General features: G+C 59.9%; 23 protein-coding genes and 2 tRNA genes. 16 read left to right on the forward strand and 9 right to left on the reverse strand.

Going from position 1 to position 26824, the window contains the following annotated elements:
* Nucleotides 1-36 precede the first annotated feature (36 nt).
* The 4 genes from BOP96_RS04830 to BOP96_RS04845 form a co-directional block, all read right to left on the reverse strand.
* A complete protein-coding gene (locus tag BOP96_RS04830) occupies nt 37-294 on the reverse strand; it encodes a DUF2164 domain-containing protein (protein ID WP_014716514.1) in 258 nt (85 codons plus the stop codon).
* The gene (gene hisH / locus BOP96_RS04835) at nt 294-932 is read right to left on the reverse strand and encodes an imidazole glycerol phosphate synthase subunit HisH (protein ID WP_014716513.1); all 639 of its coding nucleotides are present in this window, start codon (nt 930-932) and stop codon (nt 294-296) included. The genes BOP96_RS04830 and hisH overlap by 1 nt, the downstream gene beginning before the upstream one ends.
* Nucleotides 932-1528, reverse strand: coding sequence for an imidazoleglycerol-phosphate dehydratase HisB (gene hisB, locus BOP96_RS04840; protein WP_003187781.1), 597 nt, complete (start codon nt 1526-1528; stop codon nt 932-934). Before hisB ends, hisH begins: the two co-directional genes overlap by 1 nt.
* Nucleotides 1529-1820: 292 nt before the next feature.
* The gene (locus BOP96_RS04845; protein ID WP_073451967.1) at nt 1821-3479 is read right to left on the reverse strand and encodes an OFA family MFS transporter; all 1659 of its coding nucleotides are present in this window, start codon (nt 3477-3479) and stop codon (nt 1821-1823) included.
* A 326-nt stretch (nt 3480-3805) separates the two neighbouring features.
* On the opposite strand from BOP96_RS04845, the gene BOP96_RS04850 reads away from it, so the two are divergent.
* The 5 genes from BOP96_RS04850 to BOP96_RS04870 all read left to right on the forward strand — a co-directional run bounded on the left by BOP96_RS04850 (nt 3806) and on the right by BOP96_RS04870 (nt 8378).
* Nucleotides 3806-6022: an AsmA family protein gene (locus BOP96_RS04850; RefSeq protein ID WP_073451969.1), complete on the forward strand. Its 2217-nt coding sequence runs from the start codon at nt 3806-3808 to the stop codon at nt 6020-6022.
* On the forward strand, nt 6019-7086 hold the full coding sequence (gene mutY, locus BOP96_RS04855) for an A/G-specific adenine glycosylase (RefSeq protein WP_073451971.1): 1068 nt from the start codon (nt 6019-6021) through the stop codon (nt 7084-7086). The genes BOP96_RS04850 and mutY overlap by 4 nt, the downstream gene beginning before the upstream one ends.
* A complete protein-coding gene (locus BOP96_RS04860) occupies nt 7083-7355 on the forward strand; it encodes an oxidative damage protection protein (RefSeq protein WP_014716509.1) in 273 nt (90 codons plus the stop codon). The genes mutY and BOP96_RS04860 overlap by 4 nt, the downstream gene beginning before the upstream one ends.
* A gap of 103 nt (nt 7356-7458) precedes the next feature.
* Nucleotides 7459-7534: transfer RNA gene (locus BOP96_RS04865), tRNA-Phe, on the forward strand.
* A 172-nt stretch (nt 7535-7706) separates the two neighbouring features.
* Complete coding sequence (locus BOP96_RS04870; RefSeq protein WP_038448516.1) at nt 7707-8378, forward strand: hypothetical protein; 672 nt, start codon at nt 7707-7709, stop codon at nt 8376-8378.
* 36 nt (nt 8379-8414) lie between these two features.
* Here the strand turns inward: BOP96_RS04870 and BOP96_RS04875 are convergent, their stop codons facing one another.
* Together BOP96_RS04875 and BOP96_RS04880 are read right to left on the reverse strand one after the other, a co-directional pair.
* Nucleotides 8415-10022, reverse strand: coding sequence for an ArnT family glycosyltransferase (locus BOP96_RS04875; protein ID WP_014716507.1), 1608 nt, complete (start codon nt 10020-10022; stop codon nt 8415-8417).
* 87 nt (nt 10023-10109) lie between these two features.
* A complete protein-coding gene (locus BOP96_RS04880) occupies nt 10110-11075 on the reverse strand; it encodes an arsenic resistance protein (RefSeq protein ID WP_073451973.1) in 966 nt (321 codons plus the stop codon).
* Between the two features lie 158 nt (nt 11076-11233).
* On the opposite strand from BOP96_RS04880, the gene BOP96_RS04885 reads away from it, so the two are divergent.
* Nucleotides 11234-11647, forward strand: a complete 414-nt coding sequence (locus tag BOP96_RS04885) for a hypothetical protein (protein WP_014716505.1) — start codon at nt 11234-11236, stop codon at nt 11645-11647.
* Nucleotides 11648-11766: 119 nt separating this feature from the next.
* Here the strand turns inward: BOP96_RS04885 and gabP are convergent, their stop codons facing one another.
* Entirely contained in the window at nt 11767-13158 is a 1392-nt protein-coding gene (gene gabP, locus BOP96_RS04890; RefSeq protein WP_020302403.1) for a GABA permease, read from the reverse strand.
* A gap of 555 nt (nt 13159-13713) precedes the next feature.
* Between gabP and BOP96_RS04895 the strand changes: the two genes are divergently transcribed.
* The 9 genes from BOP96_RS04895 to BOP96_RS04935 all read left to right on the forward strand — a co-directional run bounded on the left by BOP96_RS04895 (nt 13714) and on the right by BOP96_RS04935 (nt 22246).
* The gene (locus BOP96_RS04895; protein ID WP_010213906.1) at nt 13714-14487 is read left to right on the forward strand and encodes an ABC transporter ATP-binding protein; all 774 of its coding nucleotides are present in this window, start codon (nt 13714-13716) and stop codon (nt 14485-14487) included.
* A gap of 13 nt (nt 14488-14500) precedes the next feature.
* Complete coding sequence (locus BOP96_RS04900) at nt 14501-15253, forward strand: ABC transporter substrate-binding protein (protein ID WP_014716503.1); 753 nt, start codon at nt 14501-14503, stop codon at nt 15251-15253.
* Nucleotides 15254-15327: 74 nt separating this feature from the next.
* Nucleotides 15328-16023, forward strand: a complete 696-nt coding sequence (locus BOP96_RS04905) for an ABC transporter permease (protein ID WP_005783890.1) — start codon at nt 15328-15330, stop codon at nt 16021-16023.
* Between the two features lie 38 nt (nt 16024-16061).
* A complete protein-coding gene (locus BOP96_RS04910) occupies nt 16062-16751 on the forward strand; it encodes an ABC transporter permease (protein ID WP_032803763.1) in 690 nt (229 codons plus the stop codon).
* Nucleotides 16732-17919: a methyltransferase gene (locus BOP96_RS04915; protein WP_073451975.1), complete on the forward strand. Its 1188-nt coding sequence runs from the start codon at nt 16732-16734 to the stop codon at nt 17917-17919. Before BOP96_RS04910 ends, BOP96_RS04915 begins: the two co-directional genes overlap by 20 nt.
* A gap of 501 nt (nt 17920-18420) precedes the next feature.
* A tRNA-Thr gene (locus BOP96_RS04920) sits at nt 18421-18496 on the forward strand.
* A gap of 412 nt (nt 18497-18908) precedes the next feature.
* Nucleotides 18909-20252, forward strand: a complete 1344-nt coding sequence (locus BOP96_RS04925; RefSeq protein WP_019817886.1) for a CHASE2 domain-containing protein — start codon at nt 18909-18911, stop codon at nt 20250-20252.
* Between the two features lie 37 nt (nt 20253-20289).
* On the forward strand, nt 20290-20655 hold the full coding sequence (locus BOP96_RS04930; protein WP_014716500.1) for a hypothetical protein: 366 nt from the start codon (nt 20290-20292) through the stop codon (nt 20653-20655).
* Nucleotides 20656-20668: 13 nt separating this feature from the next.
* Nucleotides 20669-22246: a M48 family metallopeptidase gene (locus BOP96_RS04935; RefSeq protein ID WP_019817885.1), complete on the forward strand. Its 1578-nt coding sequence runs from the start codon at nt 20669-20671 to the stop codon at nt 22244-22246.
* A gap of 81 nt (nt 22247-22327) precedes the next feature.
* On the opposite strand, the gene BOP96_RS04940 is transcribed toward BOP96_RS04935, so the two are convergent.
* Complete coding sequence (locus tag BOP96_RS04940) at nt 22328-23644, reverse strand: OprD family porin (protein WP_014716498.1); 1317 nt, start codon at nt 23642-23644, stop codon at nt 22328-22330.
* Between the two features lie 407 nt (nt 23645-24051).
* Here BOP96_RS04940 and BOP96_RS04945 point away from each other — a divergent pair, with 407 nt between their 5' ends.
* Nucleotides 24052-26127, forward strand: coding sequence for a TonB-dependent receptor (locus BOP96_RS04945; protein ID WP_038448508.1), 2076 nt, complete (start codon nt 24052-24054; stop codon nt 26125-26127).
* Between the two features lie 317 nt (nt 26128-26444).
* Here BOP96_RS04945 and BOP96_RS04950 read toward each other — a convergent pair whose 3' ends face one another.
* Nucleotides 26445-26660 carry a hypothetical protein gene (locus BOP96_RS04950; RefSeq protein ID WP_014716496.1) on the reverse strand — a complete coding sequence of 72 codons (216 nt, stop codon included), beginning with the start codon at nt 26658-26660 and terminating at the stop codon, nt 26445-26447.
* Between the last annotated feature and the right edge of the window lie 164 nt (nt 26661-26824).

Below are 26824 nucleotides of genomic sequence, written 5' to 3' on the forward strand. Positions count from 1 at the left end.
GCAAACCTTATTCGATATTCAGCAATGCTTGGGAAATCAGGGTTTCTCAAGCGACCACAAGTCGCTTTCGATGCTTTCGAACCTTTCTTTAAGGAGCGTCTGCGTGTCGAAAACCGCCCTGTTGTAATAATGCGGCGCCACTTCGGTGGTGAACAGCTCAAGAATCTCGGCGACCTCGAACGAACCCAGCTTGAGCTCGAAGCGGTCTTCCATGAAACGTTTGATCTTGTCGGTGGCCGCACGCTCCTGCTCGGGCGTGAGGTTCAAGATCGGCGGCTTCGGTTTCTTGGCCATTACCAGCGACCATCCCACGCGGCGAAGTTCTGCAGCAATTGCAGGCCATGGGTATGGCTCTTCTCCGGGTGGAACTGCACGGCAAAGCGCGAACCATCGGCCAGCGCGGCGGCAAAGTCGACGCCGTAATGCCCGCCACCCACCACCTGGCGCGGGTTACCGGCGGCGATGTAGTAGCTGTGCACGAAGTAGAAACGCGCCATGTCCGGAATGTCGTGCCACAGCGGGTGGTCGACGGTGCGGCGCACTTCGTTCCAGCCCATGTGCGGGACTTTGAGGTGCTCGCCCTCTTCATGCAGGTCTTTGCCGAAGAACTTCACCTGGCCCGGAAACACCCCGATGCAGTCGACACCGCCGTTCTCTTCACTGCTGTCGAGCAAAGCCTGCATGCCCACGCAGATACCGAGGAAGGGGCGGTCCTGGCTGACTTCGCGCACCAGGCTGTCAAAGCCCAGGCGGCGGATCTCGGCCATGCAATCGCGAATCGCGCCAACGCCGGGGAACACCACGCGGTCGGCTTCGCGAATCACGTTGGCATCGCTGGTGATCAGCACCTTGCCGGCACCTACATGCTCAAGGGCCTTGGCCACCGAGTGCAGGTTACCCATGCCGTAATCGATAACCGCGACCGTCTGCATTACAGAACGCCCTTGGTCGACGGCATTTGCCCGCCCATGCGCTCATCGACTTCCACAGCCATGCGCAACGCGCGGCCGAAAGCCTTGAACACGGTTTCGATCTGGTGGTGGGTGTTGGTGCCGCGCAGGTTGTCGATGTGCAGGCTGACCAGTGCGTGGTTGACAAAGCCCTGGAAGAATTCCTGGAACAGGTCAACGTCAAAGCCACGGCCCACGTTCGCGCGGGTGTAAGGCACGTGCATCTGCAAACCCGGGCGGCCGGAGAAGTCGATGACCACCCGGGACAGCGCTTCATCCAACGGGACATAGGCATGGCCGTAGCGACGGATGCCTTTTTTGTCGCCGATGGCCTTGGCAAACGCCTGGCCGAGGGTGATGCCCACGTCTTCCACCATGTGGTGGTCGTCGATATGCAGGTCGCCTTTGCCGACGATATCCAGGTCGATCAGCCCGTGACGGGCGATCTGGTCCAGCATGTGCTCAAGAAAAGGGACACCGATATCGAATCGGGCCTTTCCGGTGCCATCCAGGTTGATCGAGGCTTTGATCTGGGTTTCCAGAGTGTCGCGCTCGACAGATGCCTTACGTTCGGCCATCACCAGCTCCGCAAAATCATTGGGCGAAAAAGGCAGCCATTATAGGGGCGCAGGCGCTAAACAGAAACAACGAAGGGGATAAGACTGACGAGTTGGAGCGAGGAATGTCGGGGATAGACATGTGCATACATGTGAGCATGGGCTTATGTTGGAGCTGGCTTTTGTGGGAGCTGGCTTGCCTGCGATAGCATCACTGCGAGGCAACTGGTACACCGAGGTGCCTGTATCGCAGGCAAGCCAGCTCCCACATTAGCCCGGCCCCACAGGAGCCGGGCCCACCCTTATTGCGGTGTCAGTGGAACAGTACCGCCGTCTTCTGCAGGGTCACCCACACACCCCACGCCAGCGGAATACCCACTACCAGCCACGCGGCAATCGCCAGCGGCTTGCTGGCGGCGGAGGCCTTCCACTCCAGCACGGTGGTGGCATCGGCACCTTTGTCATGGCCCAGCGCCTGTTCGGCGGCAAGTTCTGCATCAGTCATGAAGTACTTATCGGCCACCGGGCGCACCAGCAGGTTGCAGATGAAGCCCAGCACCAGCAAGCCGGCGAGGATGTACAAGGTGATGTCGTAGGCCGCGGCGCGTTCAACGCCGATGCTCAACTGGTATTCACGCAGGTAGTTCACCAGCACCGGGCCCAACACGCCCGCAGCGGCCCAGGCGGTCAACAGGCGACCGTGGATCGCGCCAACCATCTGGGTGCCGAACAGGTCGGCCAGGTAGGCCGGAACCGTGGCAAAACCACCGCCGTACATCGACAGGATGATGCAGAACGCCGCCACAAACAGCGCCACGTTGCCCAGATGCCCCAGGTTCGGGATCAGCGCGTACAGGGCAAAGCCCAGGGCGAAGAACACGAAGTAGGTATTTTTACGCCCCAGGTAGTCAGAGAACGAGGCCCAGAAGAACCGGCCACCGATGTTGAACAGGCTCAACAGGCCGGTAAAACCAGCGGCAATGGCTGCAATGGAGGCCAACTGGCCCGCATCCAATTGGCCGAATGGCACATCAACACCCAACAACTTGCCGCCGAACACTTCCTGCAGCAGCGGCGAGGCCATGCCCAAGATGCCGATACCGGCAGACACGTTCAGGCACAGCACCAGCCATACCAGGCGGAACTGCGGGGTTTTCCACGCCACATTCACATGCACGTGACGGTGAGTGATCATCGCATTGCTGGCTTTTTTCGCCGGCGCGGTCCAGCCCTCAGGCTTCCAGCCGGTCGGCGGTACGCGATACAGCAGGGCGCCACCGATCATGAACACGAAATAAATCGCCGCCATGACCACAAAGCTCTGCCATACGCCCACGCTGGTGGGCGAAGAGAAATGGCCCATCAGTGCCGCAGCCAGGGGCGCACCCACCATCGCGCCGCCGAAGCCCATGATCGCCATGCCGGTCGCCATGCCGCGCTTGTCCGGGAACCACTTGATCAAGGTCGAAACGGGCGAGATATAGCCCAGGCCCAAGCCGATACCGCCAATGACACCGGAGCCGATCCACATCAGCCAGATCTGGTGGGTATAGATACCCAGCGCCGAGATCAGCAGGCCACCGCACCAGCACAACGCCGAGACAACGCCGGCCTTGCGTGGCCCGGCATGTTCCAGCCAGCCGCCCCAGATCGCTGCCGAGCAGCCCAGGAAGATGAAGAACAGGGTGTAGATCCAGCCCAGCATGGAGATGGGCCAGTCACATTGGGACGAGAAGACTTGGGCGATAAAGCTCATGTCCGGCGCGCAGGCCACCGGTGCGGTGATACCCAGCGCCTTGGACAACGGCAGCCAGAACACCGAGAAGCCGTAGGCCATGCCGATGCACAGGTGGATGGCCAGGGCGGCCGGTGGAACCAGCCAGCGGTTGAAGCCCGGCTTGGCGATGATGCGCTCCTTGGACAGGAACGCAGGCTGTGCGGCGGCAGTGCCGGCCACAGTGCTAGTGCTCATTGGTGTTTCCCCCAGTTATTGGTATGCGTCCGTCAGGCGCTCTCTCCCTCGGCCTTGCACGCAAAGCGTGGCCGTTTTGTTGAGTGAAGCTCCCTTTTAGGCGCGACCTTAAGTCGCAGAAGGCGGACGAACGTGCAGAGATTAGCACCAGTGGATGACAGAAAAATCAAACTGCCACTACCTTTTTTGGATTATCTGTATTTTTCTGACGTCAAAATCCCATTTCCACGCCGGTGGATACAATGTAACGATCCGTGAACTGACGCCGGCCTTCGGGCGTTATACTCTGCGGCTAAATTTTGAATTCGACATACAAGGACTCGCCCATGAAAGCGTTCGGCAAAATCCTGGGTCTGGTACTTCTGGGGCTGTTGCTGATCATTGTGGCGCTCGGCTTTGCCCTGACCCACCTTTTCGATCCCAACGACTACAAAGAAGAAATTCGCCAGATAGCCCGCGACAAGGCCCACATCGAGCTGACGCTCAATGGCGATATCGGCTGGAGCCTTTTCCCCTGGCTGGGCCTGGAACTGCACGAGGCCAGCGTCGCGACCCTGACCGCACCCACCCAACCTTTCGCCGACTTGCAGATGCTCGGCCTGTCGGTACGCGTACTGCCACTGCTGCGCCGCGAAGTGCAGATGAGCGATGTGCGTGTCGAGGGCTTGAACCTGCGCCTGAACCGCGACAAACAGGGCCACGGCAACTGGGAAGACATCGGCAAGAACCTGCCCGACGAAACCACAGGCACCCCCGCTCCCGCGCCAGTCGAACCCGTGGCTGAAACCAAGCCGGAAAAGCCGCCGCAGCCGATCCGCCTGGACATCGACAGCCTGACCATCAACAACGCTCGTGTTGAGTACACCGATGAACAGACCGGCAAGCAATTGAGTGCCGAGAGCATCCAACTGAGCGCCGGAGCCATCCACGAAGGCGCCAGCATTCCGCTGAAACTCACGGCGTTCCTGGGTAGCAACCAGCCGCTGATGCGGGTCAAGACCGAGCTGAACGGCAACTTGCGCATCCAGCGGGCCCTCAAGCGCTACCAGTTCGAAGACATGCGCTTTAGCGGTGAAGCCACCGGCGAGCCGCTGCAAGGCAAGACCGTGAGCTTCTCTACCCAGGGCCAACTGCTGGTGGACCTGGCGGCCAACGTCGCCGAATGGACCAACCTGAAGCTGTCGGCCAACCAGTTGCGGGCCCTGGGCGAACTGAAGGTCAACGACGTGGACAAGACCCCGCAGGTCAGTGGCGCGCTGTCTGTGGCCCAGTTCGACCTCGCCAAGTTCCTTGAAAGCATCGGCCACCCGCTGCCGGCCATGGCACCGGGCAGCCTGAGCAAGGTCGAACTGGTGAGCCGCCTCAAGGGCACGCCCAACAGCGTGGCCCTGGAAAACCTGAACCTGAAACTCGACGAAAGCACCTTCAGCGGCCGTGTCGCTGTAGAAGATTTCGCCAAGCAGTCCCTGCGGGTACAGCTCAAGGCCGATACCTTCAATGCCGACAACTACTTGCCGGCCAAATCCGAAGCAGCCAAAGGCGCAACCGCCGCTCGCCAGGCCGAAGTGCAGAGCAGCGAGGCCGGTGCGATGGCGGCTGGCGGCAACACGCCGCTGCCGGACGCCCCGACCAAAGGCGCCTGGAGTACCGACAAACTGCTGCCGCTGACCCGCTTGCGCAGCCTGGATATCGACGCCGACCTTGCGTTCGGCCAACTCACCCTGAGCCAGTTGCCGATCCAGAACGCGGTACTCAAAGCCTCCGGCATCGACGGCCAGCTCAAGCTCGACACCCTGAGCGGCGGTCTCTATAACGGCACCTTCCAGGCCAACGGCACGCTCGATGTGCGCCAGGATCTCCCGCTTCTGGCCGTGCAAACCCATATCAAGCAAGTACCGGTTGAGAAAATCCTGCAGGCCCAGGGGAAAAACCCGCCCGTCAAAGGCCAGGTCACGCTGGACAGCAACCTGACCGGGCGCGGCAACAGCCAGAAGGCATTGATCGACAGCCTCAACGGCACCGCCAGCTTTGTGATCAATAATGGGGTGTTGCTCAACGCCAACATCGAGCAGCAGGTTTGCACCGGGATCGCCCTGCTCAACCGCAAGACCCTGAGCACTGTGCCGCCGGGCAAGGACACCCCCTTCCAGGAACTGCGCGGCAACCTGACGTTCCGTAACGGCGTGGCCAGCAACCCCGACCTGAAAGTGCGCATCCCTGGGTTGACGGTGAATGGCAATGGCGATGTCGACTTGCGCGTGCTGGGCATGGATTACCGCGTCGGTATCATCGTTGAAGGCGACAAGCGCGAGGTGCCGGACCCGGCTTGCCAGGTCGGCGCCAATTTCCAGGGCATTGAAGTGCCATTGCGCTGCCGTGGCCCGCTGGAGCTGGGCGCCAAAGCCTGCCGCCTGGACAAGGACGGCCTGGGCCAGGTCGCCCTCAAGGCGGCCGGCAATCGCCTGAACGAGAAGCTGGAAGAGAAACTCGACAAGGTTAATCCCAAGCTCAAAGACGCATTGAAAGGCCTGTTCAACCGATGAAAAACGAGCAGTTTTCACAGGCGGTGCTGAACTGGTACGACCGCCACGGCCGCCACGACCTGCCCTGGCAACAGGGCATCACGCCGTATCGGGTGTGGGTGTCGGAGATCATGCTGCAACAGACCCAAGTGAGCACCGTGCTCAATTATTTCGACCGGTTCATGGCGTCCCTGCCCACGGTCGAAGCCCTGGCCGCCGCGCCGGAAGACGAAGTGCTGCACCTGTGGACGGGCCTGGGCTACTACACCCGGGCACGCAACCTGCAAAAGACCGCGAAGATCGTGGTGGCCGAATACGGCGGCGAATTCCCCCGCGACGTCGAAAAGCTCACCGAGCTGCCGGGCATCGGCCTGTCCACCGCTGGTGCGATAGCCAGCCTGAGCATGGGCCTGCGCGCGCCGATCCTCGACGGCAACGTCAAACGCGTGCTGGCCCGCTTTACCGCGCAAGAGGGTTACCCTGGCGAGCCCAAGGTGGCCAAGCAGCTGTGGGCCACTGCAGAGCGCTTTACGCCCCATACCCGCGTCAACGCCTACACCCAGGCAATGATGGACATGGGCGCCACGCTCTGCACTCGCAGCAAACCCAGTTGCTTGCTGTGCCCGCTGGAAAAAGGCTGCGAAGCCCACATGCTCGGCCTGGAGACACGTTACCCGACCCCCAAGCCGCGCAAGACCATCCCGCAAAAGCGCACGCTGATGCCCATGCTGGCGAACACCGAGGGCGCGATCCTGCTTTACCGTCGCCCGTCTACGGGCTTGTGGGGCGGCTTGTGGAGCTTGCCGGAGCTGGATGACCTGGGCGACCTTGACCACCTGGCCAACCAGCATGCACTCGCGCTGGGCAAGCATCAGGAACTGCCGGGGCTGATCCACACCTTCAGCCACTTCCAGTTGGCCATCGAACCCTGGCTGGTCCAGGTCGAGGAAACCGCCCATCACGTGGCCGAGGCCGACTGGCTCTGGTATAACCTCGCCACCCCGCCGCGCCTGGGCCTTGCCGCCCCGGTAAAAACATTGCTCAAGCGCGCGGCCGACGTATTGAACGCAGGAGTTTCGTCATGACCCGCACCGTTATGTGCCGTAAGTACAAAGAAGAACTGCCAGCCCTGGAACGTGCCCCTTTTCCGGGTGCCAAAGGCCAGGACATCTACGATAACGTTTCCGCCCAGGCGTGGGCCGACTGGCAAAAACACCAGACCCTGCTGATTAACGAAAAACGCCTGAACATGATGAACGCCGAAGACCGCAAATACCTGCAGGGCGAAATGGACAAGTTCTTTTCCGGCGAGGAATACGCCCAGGCCGAAGGCTACGTCCCACCTGCTCAATAATTGATCAAAAACCGGGGTCTGCACGTAAGCGACGGTAATAATTAAATATTTTTTGAAAACTTGCTTGACGACCCCCTGAAAAACCCGTTTAATGCGCCCCGTTGCCCAGATAGCTCAGTCGGTAGAGCAGGGGATTGAAAATCCCCGTGTCGGCGGTTCGATTCCGTCTCTGGGCACCAAAATACCGAGAAACCCCAAGGAACAATGTGTTCCTTGGGGTTTTTTATTGCCTGCGATTTAATACGACTCACGCATTTACGGACACGATGTCGCAGGAAGACGATTGAGGGTTATTTTTGGCTGGACTCAATCGTTCAGCCTTTACCCAAATCTCAGTTGTAAGGTTTTTTCATGACCCGCTTCTTGCTTTGCACCTTATTCATACTGACCGCCCTGCTCAGTGGGTGTGCCACGCAGTTGGACGTAGCAATCAACGCAACGCCTGACCCGGACTACCACTTTGACCGACAGGCAACCGTGCTGGTGACCTCCACTGGCGGCAGTGACGAAAACTCGCTCAACGCCCGCTACTACTTGCGTGACATGGTCCGCGCCATGCAGGATCAGGGCTTTCGCAATGTCTTCACCGACACCACGCTGCCCAAGAACCACGCGCCGATCAAAATGACCGTTACCCTGGATGTCGACAGCAAGCAGGTGACGTATCGCTACACCGCCACCGAATACGGGCAAGTGGCAAACAGCACCACCACCCAATGCAAGAAGAACAAGAAAAAGACCGACCAACTGACCTGCACCAGCACCCCGAACACCTCCTACGGCCCGGTAGGGACCTCGGAGCGCACCGGCTACACCACGCTCACCACCTTCCGGGTCACCGCTCGTGATGAAGTGAGCAGGCGCGCTGTCTACCTGCTAAGGGCGTCGTCCTATAACGACGACTGCCAAGCCGCCAAGGTCGAAGCCTTCCTGGTGCAGCAGGGTTTGCAGAACCTGAATTTCCAGGACCGCGTGCAGCGCAACTATACGGTCACGATGCCTGAAAGCTTCCGTTGCAAATAATCATCTGCTCGACAGGCCCTTGGCTCAAGGGCCTCCTTACTTGAGCAAAAACACCATCAACGGGTTGTCATTCAAGCGCCCTTGATAGCTCGGCGCCAAGTGCTCCACCGGCGACCCCTTCAACAGCGCGGTCTCCTTGCGCGACACGATCACCCACGAGGGCCGGGGCAGCGCCGCCAATTTCTCAAGCTCGTGTCGCCCGACAAACAGCGGCTGTTCATCGTGATCCAGGTTCATCATGTAGCGCACCGCCCAGGTATCCCGTGCCAGGTCGACAAATACCAAAGGGCCCGGCTGCGCCTGGCGCAACGCCTCCACCTGGCTGACAAACCGCCGAGTATCGAATTGCAGGTCCTTGGCCGGCTCTATCACCGTCACCAGCAACAGCCATTGCGCCGCCAGGGCGATCAGACTGAGCCACACCAACCGCCATGCTCGCTGCCAGGCAATCAACGCTGCGGCTTGCAGCACCACCAGCACGCCGATCATCAACGGCAAGGAAATCTCCGGCCAGTAGCCCTGCTTGTGCCAGGCGTGTCGACACACAAACAACACAACCACGCACAACGCCGGCAGCGCCGCGACCAGCCATTCGTAGCCACGACGCACGCCCACCAGCCAGCCTTGCGCATGCAGCAGCCCGTAGGCAGCGACAGCCGCAAACATCGGCACCATCGGCAGAATGTAATAAGCGCGCTTGAAGTGCGGTACCGACAGGCCGAGCAGAATCATCAAGCCGCAGCCCCCGAACCGCACCAGCAATTGCAGGTGCTCATTGCCCCAACGCTCGGGCCAGCGATGGCGCAACGCAAACAGGGTTGCAAACGCCAGCGGTACCACCGGGAAGTAGCGGTACAAGCTCAGTTGGAAGTAAAAGTAAAACGGCTCACCCGACTCATCCAGACGCCCACCGACTTGCATCTTGAAGACTTCATCGGCAAACGCATTGCCACCACTGAACCGCGCAAGCTTCATCAATAACCACCAGCACGCGGCGAGCAACACCAGGCCGACAACGCCGTGGATCAGGATCTGCCGGACACGCACCCCCGGTTTGCCCAACGCCCAATACACACACACCACCCCGCAGACTTCAATCAACCCCAGCGGCCCACGTATGGCGAAACCCAGGATGAACAACGGGAACACCGCCAGTTGCCTCAGCCGTGACCCGAGGCGTTCGCCGGTGTGCAGCAGATAGAAACTGCCCACGCATAACAACGCGACCATCTGGTCCAGGCACACCGAGCGCGACTTTTCGAGCAACTGGGCGGTGAGCAGCGTGAGCAGCATCGTCAGCAGCGACCAGGCACGGCTGTAGGGTGCCAGCAGACGATACATCAGCGCGATCACACCCGCCGAGGCGAGCGCCGTGGGCAGCACATTCGCCAAGTGGTTCGGCGCGTCGAACAAGCGGGCGAATAGATAACTGAAGAAGGTCGCGGTGCCTGGGTAATCCGCATAGGGCTGGCCGTAGGTGGTGGGGAAAAGACTCGCGCCATGGCGATACATTTCCTGCAGGAAAAGCGCCCACCGCCCGTCAAAACCCTGGGGCTGCTGATCCCAGATGCCTACTGTGAACAACAAGAGAGCGACCAGGAAAATACCCAGTGACTCCAGGCGAAAACGGTTGCGGTGATCCATCGGGTGACCTGTCAGGTGGGAAGCGCTGGCGTATGGTGCCGAACGCGCCCCTGAATGGCGCCTGAACAGACCTGAACATTCACGCGGTTACCGACTGGAGGGCCACACCACTGCCGGGATCAGGCGAACGTAGACCAACTCGGCAACCAACTCGATCAGGGTCTGCAGGACCACCACCGCTGCGGCCAAGCCGCGCACATCCTCCGGCAGGGCCAGCGCCAACGGTAAAACCACCAGCGAATTACGGGTCGACGCACTGAACGTTACCGCCCGCGCCGTCAAAGCTGGCAGTGCGAACAGGCGCGCAGCTCCAATGCCCATCAACGGCGCCAGCAACACAAAGGCCACGTAGACCGGAATAACTGGCAGCAACACATTGATATCCTGCATTACCGCCGTGATGTGCGAAGCGAGCACGACAAACAGCACCAACGCCATCGCCGGCACCGGCAACCACGCCCAGGCACTGTTCCAATGACTGATTATGCTCGACCGCCGCGCAAGAGTGCTGGTCAAAACCGCCAGAAGCATCGGCACCACAATCAGCCCCAAGAACGCCTCGACAAACGGCCTCGCAGCCACCACCACGGCCGATTGCTCGCCCAACATCAACCCTAGGTATACCGGCAACAGCAGCAGTTGCAGCAACAGCAGCAGCGGGGTTGCCGCCAGCATCGACCGCGAGTCGCCCTTGCCGATATGGGTAAACACCACCACGTAGTCGATACAGGGCGTCAGCAACACCAGCAGAGCGCCCCCCAGCAACGCCGGGCGCTCCACCAGGCCGCGGGTCAACCCCCACACCAGTAAAGGCACCAGGATGAAATTGGCCAGCAGCAAGGCCCCCATGAAGCGCTTGTTGCCCAAGCCTTGGCGCAGCTCAAGAAAGGGTATCTGCAAAAACATCGCATACATCAGCACGGCGATGGCAGGGGTCACCCAAAGACTGAGGCCCTGCGCCGACAAGGGCCAGAGCAGGCCAAACGTGACGGCCGCAAAGACGGCAACGAAGTAGATCGGGACCTGATGGTGTTCCAGGGTGTCACGGGTCATGGGCGGGCTCTGGTGGATCCATAGACTGTCAGCCTAAGTACCCGCGCAGATAAGGTCGAGCACTACAGCAATCATTGCCGCCCGAGAAACCCTTGGGATTTACCCCAACCTGCGCTTCAATACACCCTCTAAACCCAGACCCCAAGGACGTTAAGCCCATGGCCTCGCCAAACAAGCAGCAAAAACGCGCCCACCGGGCAAAAGCCAAGGCCAAGCAAAACCGCACCCAGCGCGCCGTGGCGCACAAGCCGGATGCTTTTGCTGGCGACGACAGCCGCATCGACCTTGAGTCGGTGGATTTGACTGAACTGTTCGTCGAAATGCGTACCGCCGGCGAGATCAGCCAGCAGGCGCTGTGTGCGGTGTTCCTGGCGCACCCGTTGCTGGCGTTGGTGCTGGAGCAGGAAGGCGAAGAGGAAGCGACCGACTTTATCCTGGCGGCGCTGATCGAGTATCGGCAGTGGGCGACGGACAGCGATGATGAAGCCGCCGCATTGGCGTGGATTGAGTCGCCGCAGTTCCAGGCCGACTACGTGGCGGCGTCCCAGGCGCTGGCCAACGCCCCCGACTGACGCAAAATAAAAATGTGGGAGCGGGCTTGCTCGCGAATGCATTCTGACAGTCACTCAATTATTGACTGGTCTAGCGCATTCGCGAGCAAGCCCGCTCCCACAGTTTCAATAGCGGCGTATCAGTTAAGCGCCGCAGCCCCCACTCTTTGAGCCTTGCGACGGCTCGCCACCACCAACCCCGCCAACACCACCAGCAAGCTCAGAATCCCGGTGGCGATGATCTCGACCCGGTGCGCTTCCTGGAACAGCATGATGGTCAACGTACCGACGATAAACACCATCACCGCGTACGTCAGGCCAGGAAACAACCACATCTTGAACACAATCTTCTCGCCCGCCGCCGCACGCTTCTGACGCATGCGCAGTTGCGACACGGCAATCACCAGGTACACCAGCAACGCAATGGCGCCGGAGCTGGCCAGCAGGAATTCGAACACGGCCGCCGGGGCGACGTAGTTGGCAAATACCGCCAGGAACGCAGCGCCGGTAGACAGCAACACTGCCCAGTAAGGCGTGCCGCTCTTGTTGGTACGCTTGGCCACGGCCGGTGCGTCACCGCGACGGCCCAGGGAGAACAGCATGCGCGACGCGGTGTACAGCGCCGAGTTGAGGCAGCTGGTCACGGCAACCAGCACCACCAGGTCGACAATCAGCTTGGCGTTCGGAATGCCCATGCGTTCCAGCACAGTCTGGTAGGAACCTACGGCAGCCAAGGTCGGATCGTTCCAAGGCACCAGGGAGACCACGATGAAGATCGACAACAGGTAGAACAAACCAATCCGCCAGATCACCGAATTGGTGGCCTTGGTGATTTGCTGGCCAGGGTTCTTCGATTCGGCGGCAGCAATGGTGACAATCTCAGTGCCCATGAACGAGAACATGGTGGTCAGGATCGCCGCCAACACCGCGCCCATGCCGTTGGGCATGAACCCTTGGGTATCGAACAGGTGCGAAACACCGCTGACCTGGCTGGTGGGCAAGAAGCCGAAGATCGCGGCCAGGCCGAGGATCACAAAGCCGACGATCGCAACGACTTTGATCAGCGCAAACCAGAACTCGAACTCACCGTAGTTCTTCACACTGAACAGGTTGGTTGCAGTCAGCAACAACGTAATGATTAGGGTAAACGCCCAAATCGCCACGTCGGGGAACCAGGCGTGCAGGATGGTCGCCGCTGCGTTGGCCTCCAACGGAATCACCAGCACCCAGAACCACCAGTAGAGCCAGCCAATGGTGAAACCGGCCCAGTGGCCGATTGCCCGGTCGGCATAGGTAGAGAACGAACCGGTATCGGGTGACGCAACGGCCATCTCGGCCAGCATGCGCATCACCAAGACCACCAGTGTACCGGCGGCTGCATAGGCCAACAGTACAGCCGGGCCGGCAGCAGCGATCGCATGGCCGGAGCCGACAAACAAACCGGCGCCAATGACGCCGGCAATCGACAGCATGGTGACGTGCCGCGGTTTGAGCCCCTGTTCGAGGTCATTGGAGCTTTGCGTACTACTCATTGACACACCTTTGCGAGGAATTGCGAAAACGGTTCGCCCGGCCTGCAGCCTTTCTCGTGAAAAGAATCCAACAGGGCGTTCTTTATTTTTTACGCAAGATTTGCGCCAAAATATTTCAGAGCCAGAGTTGACGGGGGCTGTAGGACAATTCGCCATCTATCGCAAGTCATTGAGAACAATGGCATTCCGCTATAGCGTTACCGTGCGACTCAAATTCTCGGCACACCGACGCACCAAAAACACACACAAAAAGTACATGACGCCCCATAAACGGGCTGATATGGACCGTTTGCCCGGTTAACCCTTCCAACACCCGGCCAAAGCTGGCACCATCGCGCCCTTTTTTACGCGAAGCCTGTGGATCTTTCCGGTTCAAACGTCTGTAGGTTGTTGATGGCGCGACACGCTACTGCGCCGATGCGACACCCTGCCGCAGACCATCGGTTAACCGTCCGCAGCGCTGTTGGCTGTCATCCAAACGCTATGCTAGCTTGGCGCCTCGCCAGGAAGGCGGCCCAACAGCGAAGATCGCAACGAACACAATGAGGACCGCACATGGCCGAGGCCACGCCCGCGCTTGAAATCCGCAACTTGCACAAACGCTATGGTGAGCTTGAGGTACTCAAGGGTATCTCGCTGACCGCTCGCGACGGCGATGTGATCTCGATCCTGGGTTCCTCCGGTTCCGGCAAGTCCACCTTCCTGCGCTGCATCAACCTGCTGGAAAACCCGCACCAGGGCCAGATCCTGGTGGCCGGCGAAGAACTCAAGCTCAAGGCCGCGAAAAACGGCGAACTGATGGCCGCCGACGGCAAGCAGATCAACCGCCTGCGCAGCGAAATCGGGTTTGTGTTTCAAAACTTTAACCTGTGGCCGCACATGAGCATCCTCGACAACATCATCGAGGCCCCTCGTCGCGTGCTCGGCCAAAGCAAGGCAGAAGCCATAGAAGTGGCCGAGGCCCTGCTGGCCAAGGTCGGTATTGCCGACAAGCGCCACGCTTACCCTGCGCAACTCTCCGGCGGCCAGCAACAGCGGGCGGCGATTGCCCGCACCCTGGCGATGCAACCTAAAGTCATCCTGTTCGATGAGCCGACGTCGGCGCTTGACCCGGAAATGGTTCAGGAAGTACTTAATGTGATCCGCGCACTGGCCGAAGAAGGCCGCACCATGCTGCTGGTCACCCACGAAATGGGTTTCGCCCGTCAGGTATCCAGCGAAGTGGTGTTTTTGCACCAGGGCCTGGTCGAAGAGCAAGGATCGCCACAGCAGGTGTTTGAAAACCCGCTTTCGGCGCGCTGCAAACAATTCATGTCCAGCAACCGCTAACGGAGCAACATGCATGCAGACCTATAAGAAATTCCTTCTGGCCGCGGCCGTCTCGATGGCGTTCAGCGCCACGGCCATGGCAGAAACCTTGAAAATGGGGATCGAAGCGGCCTACCCGCCGTTCAACAATAAAGACGCCAGCGGTAACGTTGTCGGCTTCGACAAGGACATCGGCGACGCCCTGTGCGCCAAGATGAAAGTCGAGAAGTGCGAAGTGTATGTGTCCGACTGGGACGGTATCATCCCCGCCCTGAACGCCAAGAAGTTCGACTTCCTGGTGTCTTCGCTGTCGATCACCGACGAGCGCAAGCAGGCGGTGGACTTCACCGACCCGTACTACTCCAACAAGCTGCAGTTCATTGCGCCCAAAGCCACTGCGGATTTCAAGACCGACGCCACTTACCTCAAAGGCAAGGTGATCGGTGCACAGCGCGCAACGCTGGCCGGTACCTACCTGGAAGACAAGCTGCCGGACACCGAAGCCAAGCTCTACGACACACAGGAAAACGCCTACCTCGACCTGACCTCCGGTCGCCTCGACGGCATCCTGGCTGACAAGTACGTGCAGTACGAATGGCTCAAGAGCAAAGACGGTTCGGCCTATGAATTCAAAGGCGACCCGGTGGTAGAAAGCGACAAGATCGGTATCGCCGTACGCAAGGGCGACCCGCTGCGCGAGCGCCTGAACAAAGCCCTGGCAGAGATCAAGGCAGACGGCACCTACAAAAAGATCAACGACAAGTACTTCCCGTTCAGCATCGAATGATCTGAACGGCCTGCCCGGCGCGCTCCTGCGAGCGCGCTGGCTTTTAGCAATGCCTGCCGCGATATGAAAACACCATGAATTTCGATCTCTACGGATTCGGCCCGGCGCTCGCCGCCGGCGCGCTGATGACCGTCAAACTGGCGCTCACGGCCCTGTGCCTGGGGCTGGTGCTCGGCCTTGCCGGCGCCTTGGCCAAGACTTCGCCGTACAAGCCGCTGCAATGGCTGGGCGGTGCGTATTCGACCATCGTTCGCGGTATTCCCGAATTACTGTGGGTGCTGCTGATTTACTTCGGCACCGTCAATCTGATGCGTGCCCTGGGTGAGTTCTTCGGCAACCCCGACCTGTCGCTGAGTGCCTTCGCCGCCGGCGTCATCGCCCTGGGCCTGTGCTTCGGCGCCTACGCAACGGAAGTGTTCCGCGGCGCGATCCTCGCCATTCCCAAGGGGCACCGCGAAGCCGGTGTGGCGTTGGGGCTGTCGAAGTTTCGGATTTTCACCCGGCTGATCATGCCGCAGATGTGGCGCATCGCCCTGCCGGGCCTGGGTAACCTGTTCATGATCCTGATGAAAGACACCGCGCTGGTGTCGGTAATCGGCCTGGAAGAAATCATGCGCCATGCGCAAATCGGCGTGACCGTGACCAAGCAACCCTTCACCTTCTTCATGGTCGCCGCATTCATGTACCTGGGCCTGACCGTACTGGCGATGACCAGCATGCACTTCCTGGAAAAACGCGCCGCCCGCGGCTTTGCAAGGAGCACCCAATGAGCGGCGACTACAGCTGGCTATCGCACTTTGACCTGGGCCTGAACTGGGCCGTGATCATCAAGTGGCTGCCGAAGTTGGCCCAGGGCGCAACCTTGACCCTGGAGCTGGTGGCAATCGCCGTGATCGCCGGTCTGCTGCTGGCGATCCCACTCGGCATCGCCCGCTCTTCGCGCCGCTGGTACGTGAGCGCCCTGCCCTACGGCTACATTTTCTTCTTCCGTGGCACGCCGCTGCTGGTGCAGTTGTTCCTGGTGTATTACGGCCTTGCGCAGTTCGACGCCGTGCGCAACAGCTTCATGTGGCCGTACCTGCGCGACCCGTTCTGGTGCGCCACCGCCACTATGACCCTGCACACCGCCGCCTATATCGCCGAGATCCTGCGCGGTGCGATCCAGGCCATCCCGCCGGGAGAAATCGAAGCGGCGCGGGCCCTGGGCATGTCCAAGCCCAAGACGCTGTTCTACATCATTCTGCCACGCGCCTCGCGTATTGGCCTGCCGGCCTACAGCAACGAAGTGATCCTGATGCTCAAGGCCAGCGCCCTGGCCAGTACCGTGACCCTGCTGGAACTGACCGGCATGGCGCGCACCATCATTGCGCGCACTTACCTGCCGGTGGAGATTTTCTTCGCTGCGGGGTTGTTCTACCTGCTGATGGCCTACGTGCTGGTGCGCGGCTTCAAACTGCTGGAAAAATGGCTGCGCGTCGATGCATGCCAAGGACGTTGAGGCACGCTTCCAGGCACTGGATGCATTCCTGATCGAGCACCAAGGGCTGTGGCGACCACGGCCCTTTACCCAGTTGCAGTTGCCCTGGGAAACCGAGCATCCGGAATTATCCCGGTGGTTGCGTCAGCGCTCGCTGGCCGAAGCTGAAGCCAGTCATAACCAACCCCACGACCTGCCCGCGCCCGCACCGTTTCCACAGCTGGCCGCTCGCGCGCTGCGCCTCGGCGCTGTGGATAAGTTACCCACGCACACCCTGGAGCCCGCTCGCCATCGCCTGAATGTCGACGTGCCCGGGCGCAAATGGCAACAGATCGAAGCCTTCGGCGCCGCGCTGACTTTTGCCCAAACGCCTGCCCACTGGCTGGACTGGTGCGCCGGCAAAGGCCACCTCGGACGTCGCCTGCTGCAACCCGGTCAACAACTGACCTGCCTGGAGTACGACCCCGCCCTCATCGCCTCCGGCCAAGCCTTGAGTGATCGCCACGACCTCCACGCAACCCATCACCTCCAAGACGTCATGGCGGATGTCGCGATCCAGCCCGAACACACACCGGTCGCCCTGCATGCCTGCGGCGACCTGCATGTGCGCCTGCTGCAACTGGCCAGCGCCGCCGGCTGCAAACAACTGGCCCTGGCGCCCTGCTGCTACAACCGCATCACCGCCGACCGTTATCAGGCCGTCTCCGCCGCCGGGCGCGCCTCACTGCTGCAACTGTCGATTGATGACCTGGGCCTGCCCCTGAGCGAAACCGTCACCGCCGGCAACCGTGTACGCCAACAACGAGACACCTCCATGGCCAGGCGCCTGGGCTTTGACCAACTACAGCGGCAAGTGCGCGGCTGCGACGACTACCTGCCGACACCCTCCCTGCCCGCCAGTTGGCTGGATAAATCCTTTGCCGACTACTGCCAGGAACTGGCGAGCCTCAAGGGCTTATCCACAGGTGAACAGGATTGGACGACGCTGGAAGCCCACGGCTGGCAGCGCCTGGCCGAAGTGCGCAACCTTGAGTTAGTGAGAGGCTTGTTTCGACGCCCATTGGAACTGTGGTTGGTATTGGACCGGGCACTGTTCATGGTGGAACAGGGCTACAACGTCGAGGTCGGCAGCTTCTGCGAACCATCGTTGACCCCTCGCAACCTGATGGTGCTGGCCGAGCGCGAATAAAGGGCAAAAAATCCTACAAGCGCCTTGTGGATAACTCTGTTGATGAATAGTTTGCAGAGGCCCTAGATATAGGCACTTCACACCCAAAGCCGGCCTGGTTATTTTTTGTTCACAAAATAAAATGCACACAAAACAGGCAGTTGCAGCGTGTTGAGAACTGCTGCACAAAATGGCTGTTTCGGGACAACCGTTACCAACCGATTGTGCATAAGCATCTGGCGCCAGACGCATAACGGGCTCTTTGTGCGGGCTGTTTGGCGCGTTTGGCAAGGGGTAAAGCCCGTTGTGCATCAGGTTACGAGGGGGTCTGTCCAAGGGATGCTTGAACCCTATCGATCTCGTCTACTGCATGGAGTTGGACCCGTACTTTGCACGCGCTCTTCAACCTGTGAAGACACGGGGAAAACGCCCTAATCGCGAGAAACCTCCGACTTTGCAAAAATAGTCAGAATTCAGGGGTTTACAGAACCTTTCCAATCGCTATAATCGTCGCCCTAACACGCCGGTATAGCTCAGTTGGTAGAGCAACTGACTTGTAATCAGTAGGTCCCGGGTTCGACTCCTGGTGCCGGCACCATACAAAACAAAGCCTCCACAGAAATGTGGAGGCTTTGTTGTTTCCGCATGTCCACATCCTGTCCACACCTTGCCATCCTGCAGCGCAAGCCTCATCGCGGTGAGATCGACAAATCAACCGACTACCAGGGTGGCAAATACAAAGACTGCCTTTTCGCACTCCTATTTCCAGGAGATGAGGGAGGTGATGATTGAATAGCCCAGGAACGTTGAGCAATAGCGAAGTGATGTGGTGCCTAGGCTGGCCGCCCGAAGCCCACGGAATAAAACCCCGGCCTGGACACGCCCGGGCTTTTTTACGAATGACGATCCATGCGCCCATCGCGATATGGCACTTAGCCACTTTTCCAATTGACACCCCCTCCCCACTCCGTTAAAAACCCCGCCTTGCTTGCGTTTTTATCGAGACATGGATGTTGTCCAAACCCCCGCTATTCAAATACCGCCGCTATTGGCTGGCGGTCATCATCGTGTTGCTGGCGATTCTTGATCCTTTCGGCCTGGCCAGTTCCAGCGACAAGGCGTCGGCGCAGTGGCTCAATCGCATGTTCGCCAGTCACTACCCGAGCCTTGGGCAGCAGCGGGTGGCGGTGGTGTTGATCGATGATGCCTACCTGATGCGCAATAACAGTTCATGGCCCATGCCGTATGGCGAGCAGAGTAAGTTGTTCAAGCGGTTGCTGGCGTACAAGCCCCAGGCGGTGTTTGTGGATTTGCTTTATAGCCACGACCACTCGTTCGGTGACCCTGCGCGGGGCAGTCAGTTGCTGGCGAATGTGTTTGAGCGTTATCAGCGCCAAGGCATCCCGCTGTGGCTGGCCAATACGGGGTTGATGCGCGCAGAGGCGGGCCAGGCGAATACGCTGGCGCCGTTTATGCAGGTGAGCCAGCCGGCCCTGGTGGTGTGGGAAGGCGTGGATGACAAATATCCACTGGCGATGAAGACACAGGCAGGGTTGTTGGAAACCCCTGCCATGTCGCTGTACCGGGTGTTCTGCGCCACGCAGCACTGCAAGCCGCCGCCGGTGGATGCGCAAACCGCTGCTCAGCGCCAGCCCATCGCGGTGCAATGGGGGCTGAAGCTGGCACCCGAGCAGGCGCGTATTGCCGATATCCGCCACTGCGCGCCGGCACGGCATTTTTTGCTGGATGGGGTGGCGCAGTTCTTCCAGGCGGTGTTCTGGAAACTCGATGACTCGGCCCAGGCGCGCTGCCCTTATACGCTGACGTTGTCGGCCAGTGACCTGGAGGTCAGCGACCCCGACGACCAGGCACTGGTCGCCGAATTGCTGCGCGACCGCCTGGTGTTGGTGGGCGCCAATATCGCCTCGACAGGGGACTTGGTGGAGTCGCCGGTGCACGGCCAGCTCCCCGGCGTTTACCTGCACGCCATGGCGCTGGACAACCTGATCAATACGGGCATGGACTACGACCATGAACCGGCCAATTTCCCCCACCTGCCGTTCAATTGGCTGGACCTGCTGGAGCTCGGGCTGCTGGCGTTGATCGCCGTGCTCAAGGCGCTGCACGCACGTCGCCTGGCGGGCCATCGCCCCTGGAGCCGGTGGCGTCGCCAAGAAATCTGGTTTTTTACCTCGCCATGTCCGTCGTGGCTGTTGGTGATGTCGATGTTAGCGGGGGTCAGTGTGTTGCTGAGCCTCAATGACATCACCCCGGTCAACGTGCTGGGCATTGTGTTGCTGTCGTTGGTGCTGTTCAGCGAGCGGATCGAAGCCTTCTTCGACCGCGATCGCTGAGTGCGCCGCTCTGCTATCTGACTCAAGGAAACCAAGGATGAACAGAAGCCTCATCGTCTTGCTCGCCGCCCTCTTCACCCAGGGCGCCTGGGCAGAAACCCACAGTATCAAGGCGTTCCTCGCCGACCCGGTGACAGTGCTGGACGAGCAGGGCAAGCAACAACGTGAGCTGGCGAAAAAGGACGCGCCCACCCAGCCCCTGCCGGTGTTGCAGTACAACCAGGCACTGGACCTGGTGCAGGTAGAACTGGCAGGCCAGAAGGTGTGGCTGGACACCATGGATTTGCGCATCGAGCCCCCGCTGAACGTCGTGGACCTGCCCTGCCAGGGCCTGACCAAAAGCCAGGCCAAGGACAGCCGCAACAACTCCACCATCGGTTTTGGTGCCGGCTGCAATCAATAAAAGGAGCGTTGCGGTGAAGGGATATCTAGTAGCAGCCAGCCTGTTGGCCAGTTCGGTGCTCAGTGGTTGCGCCACCTTGAAAGGCGCAGACCAGGCATTTCTGAACCTGGTGGGGCCCTCGACCCAGTCCCGGGTTCAGGGCCACTACGTGGACAACAGCGACGTACGCCAGTATTACAAGCTCGACCCACAGCGCCAGAGCCAGCAGCGTTTGAGCTACGACGGGCGTGCGGTACCGGCCGCTGAAGCGCGCCAGCAGAACCTGGTGGATATCCCGATGCTGCAAGGCTACTTGCAGGGCATCGTCACGCGCTTGTCCAAGGGCTGGCCGGGGGAGTTGCCGCCGCTGCAGGTGAAGATCACCGACAGCTATGGCTTCGGGCCGTCGGCAGACCCCTACGGCAATCTGTTCGTGCCGCTGGGCATGCTGGACAACGTCGCCAGTGAAGATGAAATCGCCGCGATGCTGGGCCATGAAATGAGCCACGTATTGCTGCATCACCATGACCGCATGGCCGCTTTCCAGCAGCAGAAAGACATGTTCACCACCGTGGCCTCCACGGTCGCCTTGGCCACCATGGCTGCCGATACGGGCGTGGACCGCAGCTCCGGTACGATGAAACTGTTCAGTAAAGACCCGGCCGGCACCCAGAAGACCATCGGTAATACCGTGCTGTACACCGCCCTGGCCAATACCTTTTCCGATCAGGTATGGAGCACCGCCTGGGGCCGCAGCCAGGAAGACCAGGCCGACTTGCTGGGCACCGACTTGATGATCCGCGCCGGTTACGCGCCGCGAGCCGCCACCCATAGCCTGGAACGCCTCAACGACTTCCAAGGCAAGCAGAAACCCTTGCTCACGGGGTTCCTCACCGCGCGCAAGAATGCCATGCAGGATTCGCTGCAGCAGTTCAATCTCAACCAGTTCACCAAAGAGCTGGACGTGCTGGTCAAGGATGGCTTGACCACCGGCCTCACCGCGACCAGCCAATATTTCAACCGCTCACATATGTCGGCCATGGACCGCGACACCGAGCTGCGCCAGTACTTGCAACGCGAATATCGCCAGGAACGCCGCGCCCGGGTCAACCCGCAAAGCTGGGCGAAAATGAAGAGCACGCCCCAGGTCGCGAAGGCTTTGCAGGGCTATAAAGACGCGTACTTCGCGATTGATGCCCTGGAGAAAAACAAGGTGCCAGACGCTGACGCTTTCATCCGCAAGGCCCTGGCTTCGCCGGTAAAAGACCAGCCGAGCATTCGGCGCACTGCCTATACTGTGCGCTTGGCCCAAGGCAAAAACAGCGAAGCGGTGAAAGAGTTGCAGGCGATCAAGGACTGGTCCCTGGCCGGGCCTTCCACCTATGACTTGATGATCAGCTACCACCTCAAACGCGGTGACGGGCAATCGGCACTGGCGATGATCGATAAGGCAGAACGCAACCTGGGCTCGGAGGAACTGTTTATTACCGAAAAGCTGCTGGCCAACCAGCAACTGCAGAATGCGCAGCAGGTGCAAACGGTGTTGCGCAAGTGCGAGAAGTACCCGACACGCAAGGAAAACTGCAAGAAACTCGCGCCAGCCAAGGCCTAGGTAGCGGCCTCCAGGCATAAAAAAAACCCCGAACCAGTCGGGGTTTTTTATGGCCTGGCATCAGGCACGACATTCGATCAATTAGAAAACGTTGATCGGGTAGTCGGCGAACAGACGGATTTCGTTACCGCCTACGTTGTACTCGCTGGCGTTGTTGGAAACGCGCAACCACGAGGCACGAGCACGCAGGCTCAGGTCTTTGGCTGGGCCGCTCTGTACCACGTACTTGAACTGGTTCCAGATTTCACGCTCGGTACCATCGCCACGGTTGGTACCGTCGTCGATGTTGGTACCGCGCACGTAGGCAATGTTGTAGGTCAGGCCCGGTACGCCGAAGGTGGCGAAGTCGATGCCGTAACCTGCTTGCCAGGAGCGCTCGTCCTTGCCGTTGAAGTCGGACCAGTAGGAGTTGGCCAGCAAGATGGTATTGCCGCCGTCGCCGATACCGCCGGCGTTGCGGTAGCCGCCGTACAGGTAGCCAGTGTCACCGGTGCTGCGCTGGTGAGCGATGGTGAAGCTGTGCGGGCCAACGGCCCACGTGGCGCCCAGGCTCCAGATTTTGTTGTCGCGCGCGTCAGCGTCTTTTTGGTTTTCCAAGGCGAAGCTGCGATCCAGCTTGGTCTTGTAGCCATTGAAGTCAAACGTCAGCGACTGCTGCTGCGGCAAGGCCAGCACGTAGTTGACGTTGACGTATTGCTTCTTCAACACGTCCTGCATGTCGGAGGCGTAAAGGGCAGCCGACAGGCTCTCGGTGAATTTGTAGCTACCACCGATATAGTCGATGCTTTTCAGGCGGCCGCTGTCGGTGCCTTCCATGCTCTTGCGCGCTTCTTTAGTGAAATGACCCGCGTCCAATTGCAGACCGGCGATTTCTTTAGAGACGATCGAAGTACCGGTGTAGGTTTCCGACAACAGGCGAGAGTTGTCGTACTGCAGCACAGGCACAGCCGGGAACTGATCACCGTACTTGAGTACAGTGTTGGAAACGCGGAACTTAACGGCAGCGCCGCCTTTGGCCAGGTCGTGCGGTGCCGAGCCTGGGTTTGGCTTGCCGTTGTCATCAAGAGTGCCGTTGCCCTGCTTGAAGAAGTCGATACCGCCGGCGCCAGCGCGACCTTTACCACCGTCCAGGCGGATAGCGTATTGGCCAATCACATCCACACCCACACCCACGGTGCCTTGGGTGAAGCCGGACTCGAACTTGCCGATGAAGCCTTGGCCCCATTCAGCTTTGTCCTGCTTGCCGTTTTTGTAGTCACGGCTGATGTAGGCGTTACGTGCTGCGATGTTCAGGTGGCTGTCTTCAACGAAACCCTTGGATTGCTCCTGGTCGTTTGCCATTGCTGTCGATGCGCTCAAAATCCCCAGAGCGATCAGACTCATCCGTTGCTTCAACATTTTCTTATATTCCTTATTACGGGTTGAGTACGCGCTGTGACACCAGGCTCCTGTTGCTTTTTCTGGTGTCGACTTTGCCGGCAAAAAGAAGGCCCGCGGACGACTGAACTGCCGCAGGCCTTTTTTATTGGGATTAGTCATGGTGGTTAGCCACAGGCGTTGGGCGCAATCCTATGCGGGCGTTGAACTATGTGTCAATTTCGTGAATCGTCTGTATTTAGGCGATATTCGTCTAAGCGGCGAGCGGAGGCGCAGGGATGAAAGCCTGAAAAGCGCCTTGAATCCCCCTCGAAACACATTAAGTAACAAATCCGACAGAGCGGACGTTAGGGAATAGATAACACGCGCAAATGCAAAGCATTACCATTCGCGCACATTTTCCTGCCACGTCATTTGGATACGCTCCCATGCCTGCCCCTCGCCTGACGCCCCTCTCCCTTGGGCTCTCTGTTCTGCTGTCTGCCGGCTTTGCCGGTGCGGCCACGGTCTTGCCTGAAACCTCGATCAGTGTGGAAGCGGACGAAGACGACCCACGGGTCAAGGAGACCAGCACCGCGACACGTACCGCGACGGCTGTTCGCTATGTGCCACAGGCGATCGACTCAGTCAAAACCGAAAGCCTGCGCTCCTATGGCACCAACGAGCTGGGCCAGGCGTTGAGCGGTATCCCCAACGTCAGCAGCGGCGCCGATACACGCTTCGACAGCCTGCGCATACGTGGTTTCGACGCCAGCAATGACTTCTATCTGGATGGCATTCGCGACGACAGCCAGTACGTGCGCGACCTGCATAACATCGAGCGTATCGAAGTACTCAAGGGGCCGGCTGCGGTGCTTTACGGGCGAGGCGGCCAGGGCGGCATCGTCAACCGGGTGAGCAAAATGCCCACCCCAGGGCAAAAGTCCAGTATCGAAGCCCAAGGCGGCAGCAACGATTTGCGCAGCCTGTATGCCGACCTGAGTACCGACCCCACCGATAACATCAGCCTGCGCCTGAACATGGGTAACCAGGACAACAACAGCTTTCGCGATGGCGTCAGCGGCAACCGCCAGTTGTTCGCGCCGTCAATGAGCTGGCAGCTCACTCCAGAGCTGAACTGGCTGGTGCAATACGAATACAGCCGTTACAACCGCACGCCAGACCGTGGCATTCCCGGGGTCAACGGGCGCCCGGCGGATGTGAGCCGCAGCACCACTTACTTTGATCACGGCGATTACATCGACGATAAATCCCAGTCCCTGCGTTCCAAACTCGCCTACGAGCTCAACGCCGACTGGCAACTGCGCCACACCCTCGGCGTGTTCAAGCTCGACAGTGATTTCGACAATACCTACCAGACCGGCTATGACCCGAAAACCAACAGCGTCACCCGCCAACACTGGCAGCAGGACCTGACCACCCGCAACGTGTTCAACAACCTGGAACTGGAAGGCGGTTTCGACACCTTTGGCCTGGAACACCGCCTGCTCACCGGTATTGAGCTGGGCAGCCAGCGCCGCGATCCGAAGCTGTACTCCGCTCGGGATGGCAGAACAGTGCCGAGCCTGGACCTCAACCAACCCAATCGCCGCCTGAGCCACACCGGGAGCATGCGACTGTCGAGTAACAACCACACCGAAGTCGAAAGCCGCGCCCTGTATGTGCAGGACCAACTGCGCCTGAACGACCAGTGGCAACTGCTGGGCGGGCTGCGTTACGACCGTTTCGAAGTGGACACCACCAACAAGCTGCTCGACATCCAACAGAACGTGAAAAGCCACAGCACCAGCCCGCGGGTCGGCCTGGTGTGGACGCCCCTGGAACACCACTCGTTCTATGCTTCGTGGAGCAAGACCTTCACACCAGCCGGCGGCGGCCTGATCGGCATCACGCCGAACGCCACCGGCAACGCCAACGACCTGAGCCCGGAGCTGACCAAGCAAAAGGAAATCGGCGTGAAGAGCGACTGGTTCGACGAACGCCTGAGCACCACCCTGGCCGTGTACGAACTGGAACTCTACAACCGCCGCACCAGCGACCCGCTGGACCGCACCATTACGCTGCTCACTGGCGAGCAACGCTCACGCGGCGTGGAGCTGACCGCCACCGGCAAGATCGTCGACAACTGGTATGTGCGCGGCGGCGTGGGCCTGCAGGACGCCAAGGTCGAGAAGGACAACAATGGCTTTGAAGGCAAACGAATCAGCGACGTGGCCAAGCGCAACGCCAGCCTGTTCATCACCTGGAAACCGCAGATGGGCTGGTACGCGGAAACCGGTTTGACCCTGGTGGGTGATCGATATGCCGACAACCTCAACACCGTGGTGTTGCCGGGTTATGGCCGCTGGGACGCGCTGGCCGGGTTCCGTCAGAAAGAGTGGGACGTGAGGGCGGCGCTGAACAATATTGCCGACAAAAACTACTACGCCTCGGCGACCAGTGCGGCGCAGATTCAACCGGGGGAGCCGCGAAGCCTGGTGGTCACCGGTACCTACAGCTTCTGACACGCCTCATGTGAAACAAAGCCAGCCCCCACACTGGTTAGGCATTGCCCACAACATCAGCGCCTGGCGCAGATCCCTGTGGGAGCGGGCTTGCCCGCGAAAGCGGCGTGCCAGTCACCACATCTTCAACTGAACCACCGCCCTCGCAGGCAAGCCAGCTCCCACACTGGTTAGGTAGTGCCCACAACATCAGCGCCTGGCGCAGATCCCTGTGGGAGCGGGCTTGCCCGCGAAAGCGGTGTGCCAGTCACCCAATCTTCAACTGAGCCACCGCCATCGCAGGCAAGCCAGCTCCCACAGTTGGTTTCAGGTGTTCTTTAGTTGCTCATTACCTCGCACAACGCCTGCACTTCATCCTCCGTGAACAACCCCAACGGGTAGCGCTCACTCATCACACTGCGCAAGTCAGACGCTTGTCTGGCCTGTCGCGAGCCGTTCGCCTTCAACCAAAGGGCCAACGCATGGATGGCGTCACCGTCGACCCGCAAAGGGTGGAACGTACGCGTGTTCATCAGGTGGACATCGGCATTCATTTCAGCGCTCTCTCCTGCTGCGTGAGCGGCTAACTTACTCAAGGTTTGTGACAGAACTACGCGGTCATCCCCCTTGGGCCACTGTAACCACAGCGATACAAGAGCTATGCCAATGTGCCCTGTTCACCGGCATGCAGGCATGAAAAAGCCCGCGACCGGGCTGG

Source organism: Pseudomonas sp. FSL W5-0203, from assembly GCF_001896155.1.
GTDB lineage: Bacteria > Pseudomonadota > Gammaproteobacteria > Pseudomonadales > Pseudomonadaceae > Aquipseudomonas > Aquipseudomonas paracarnis.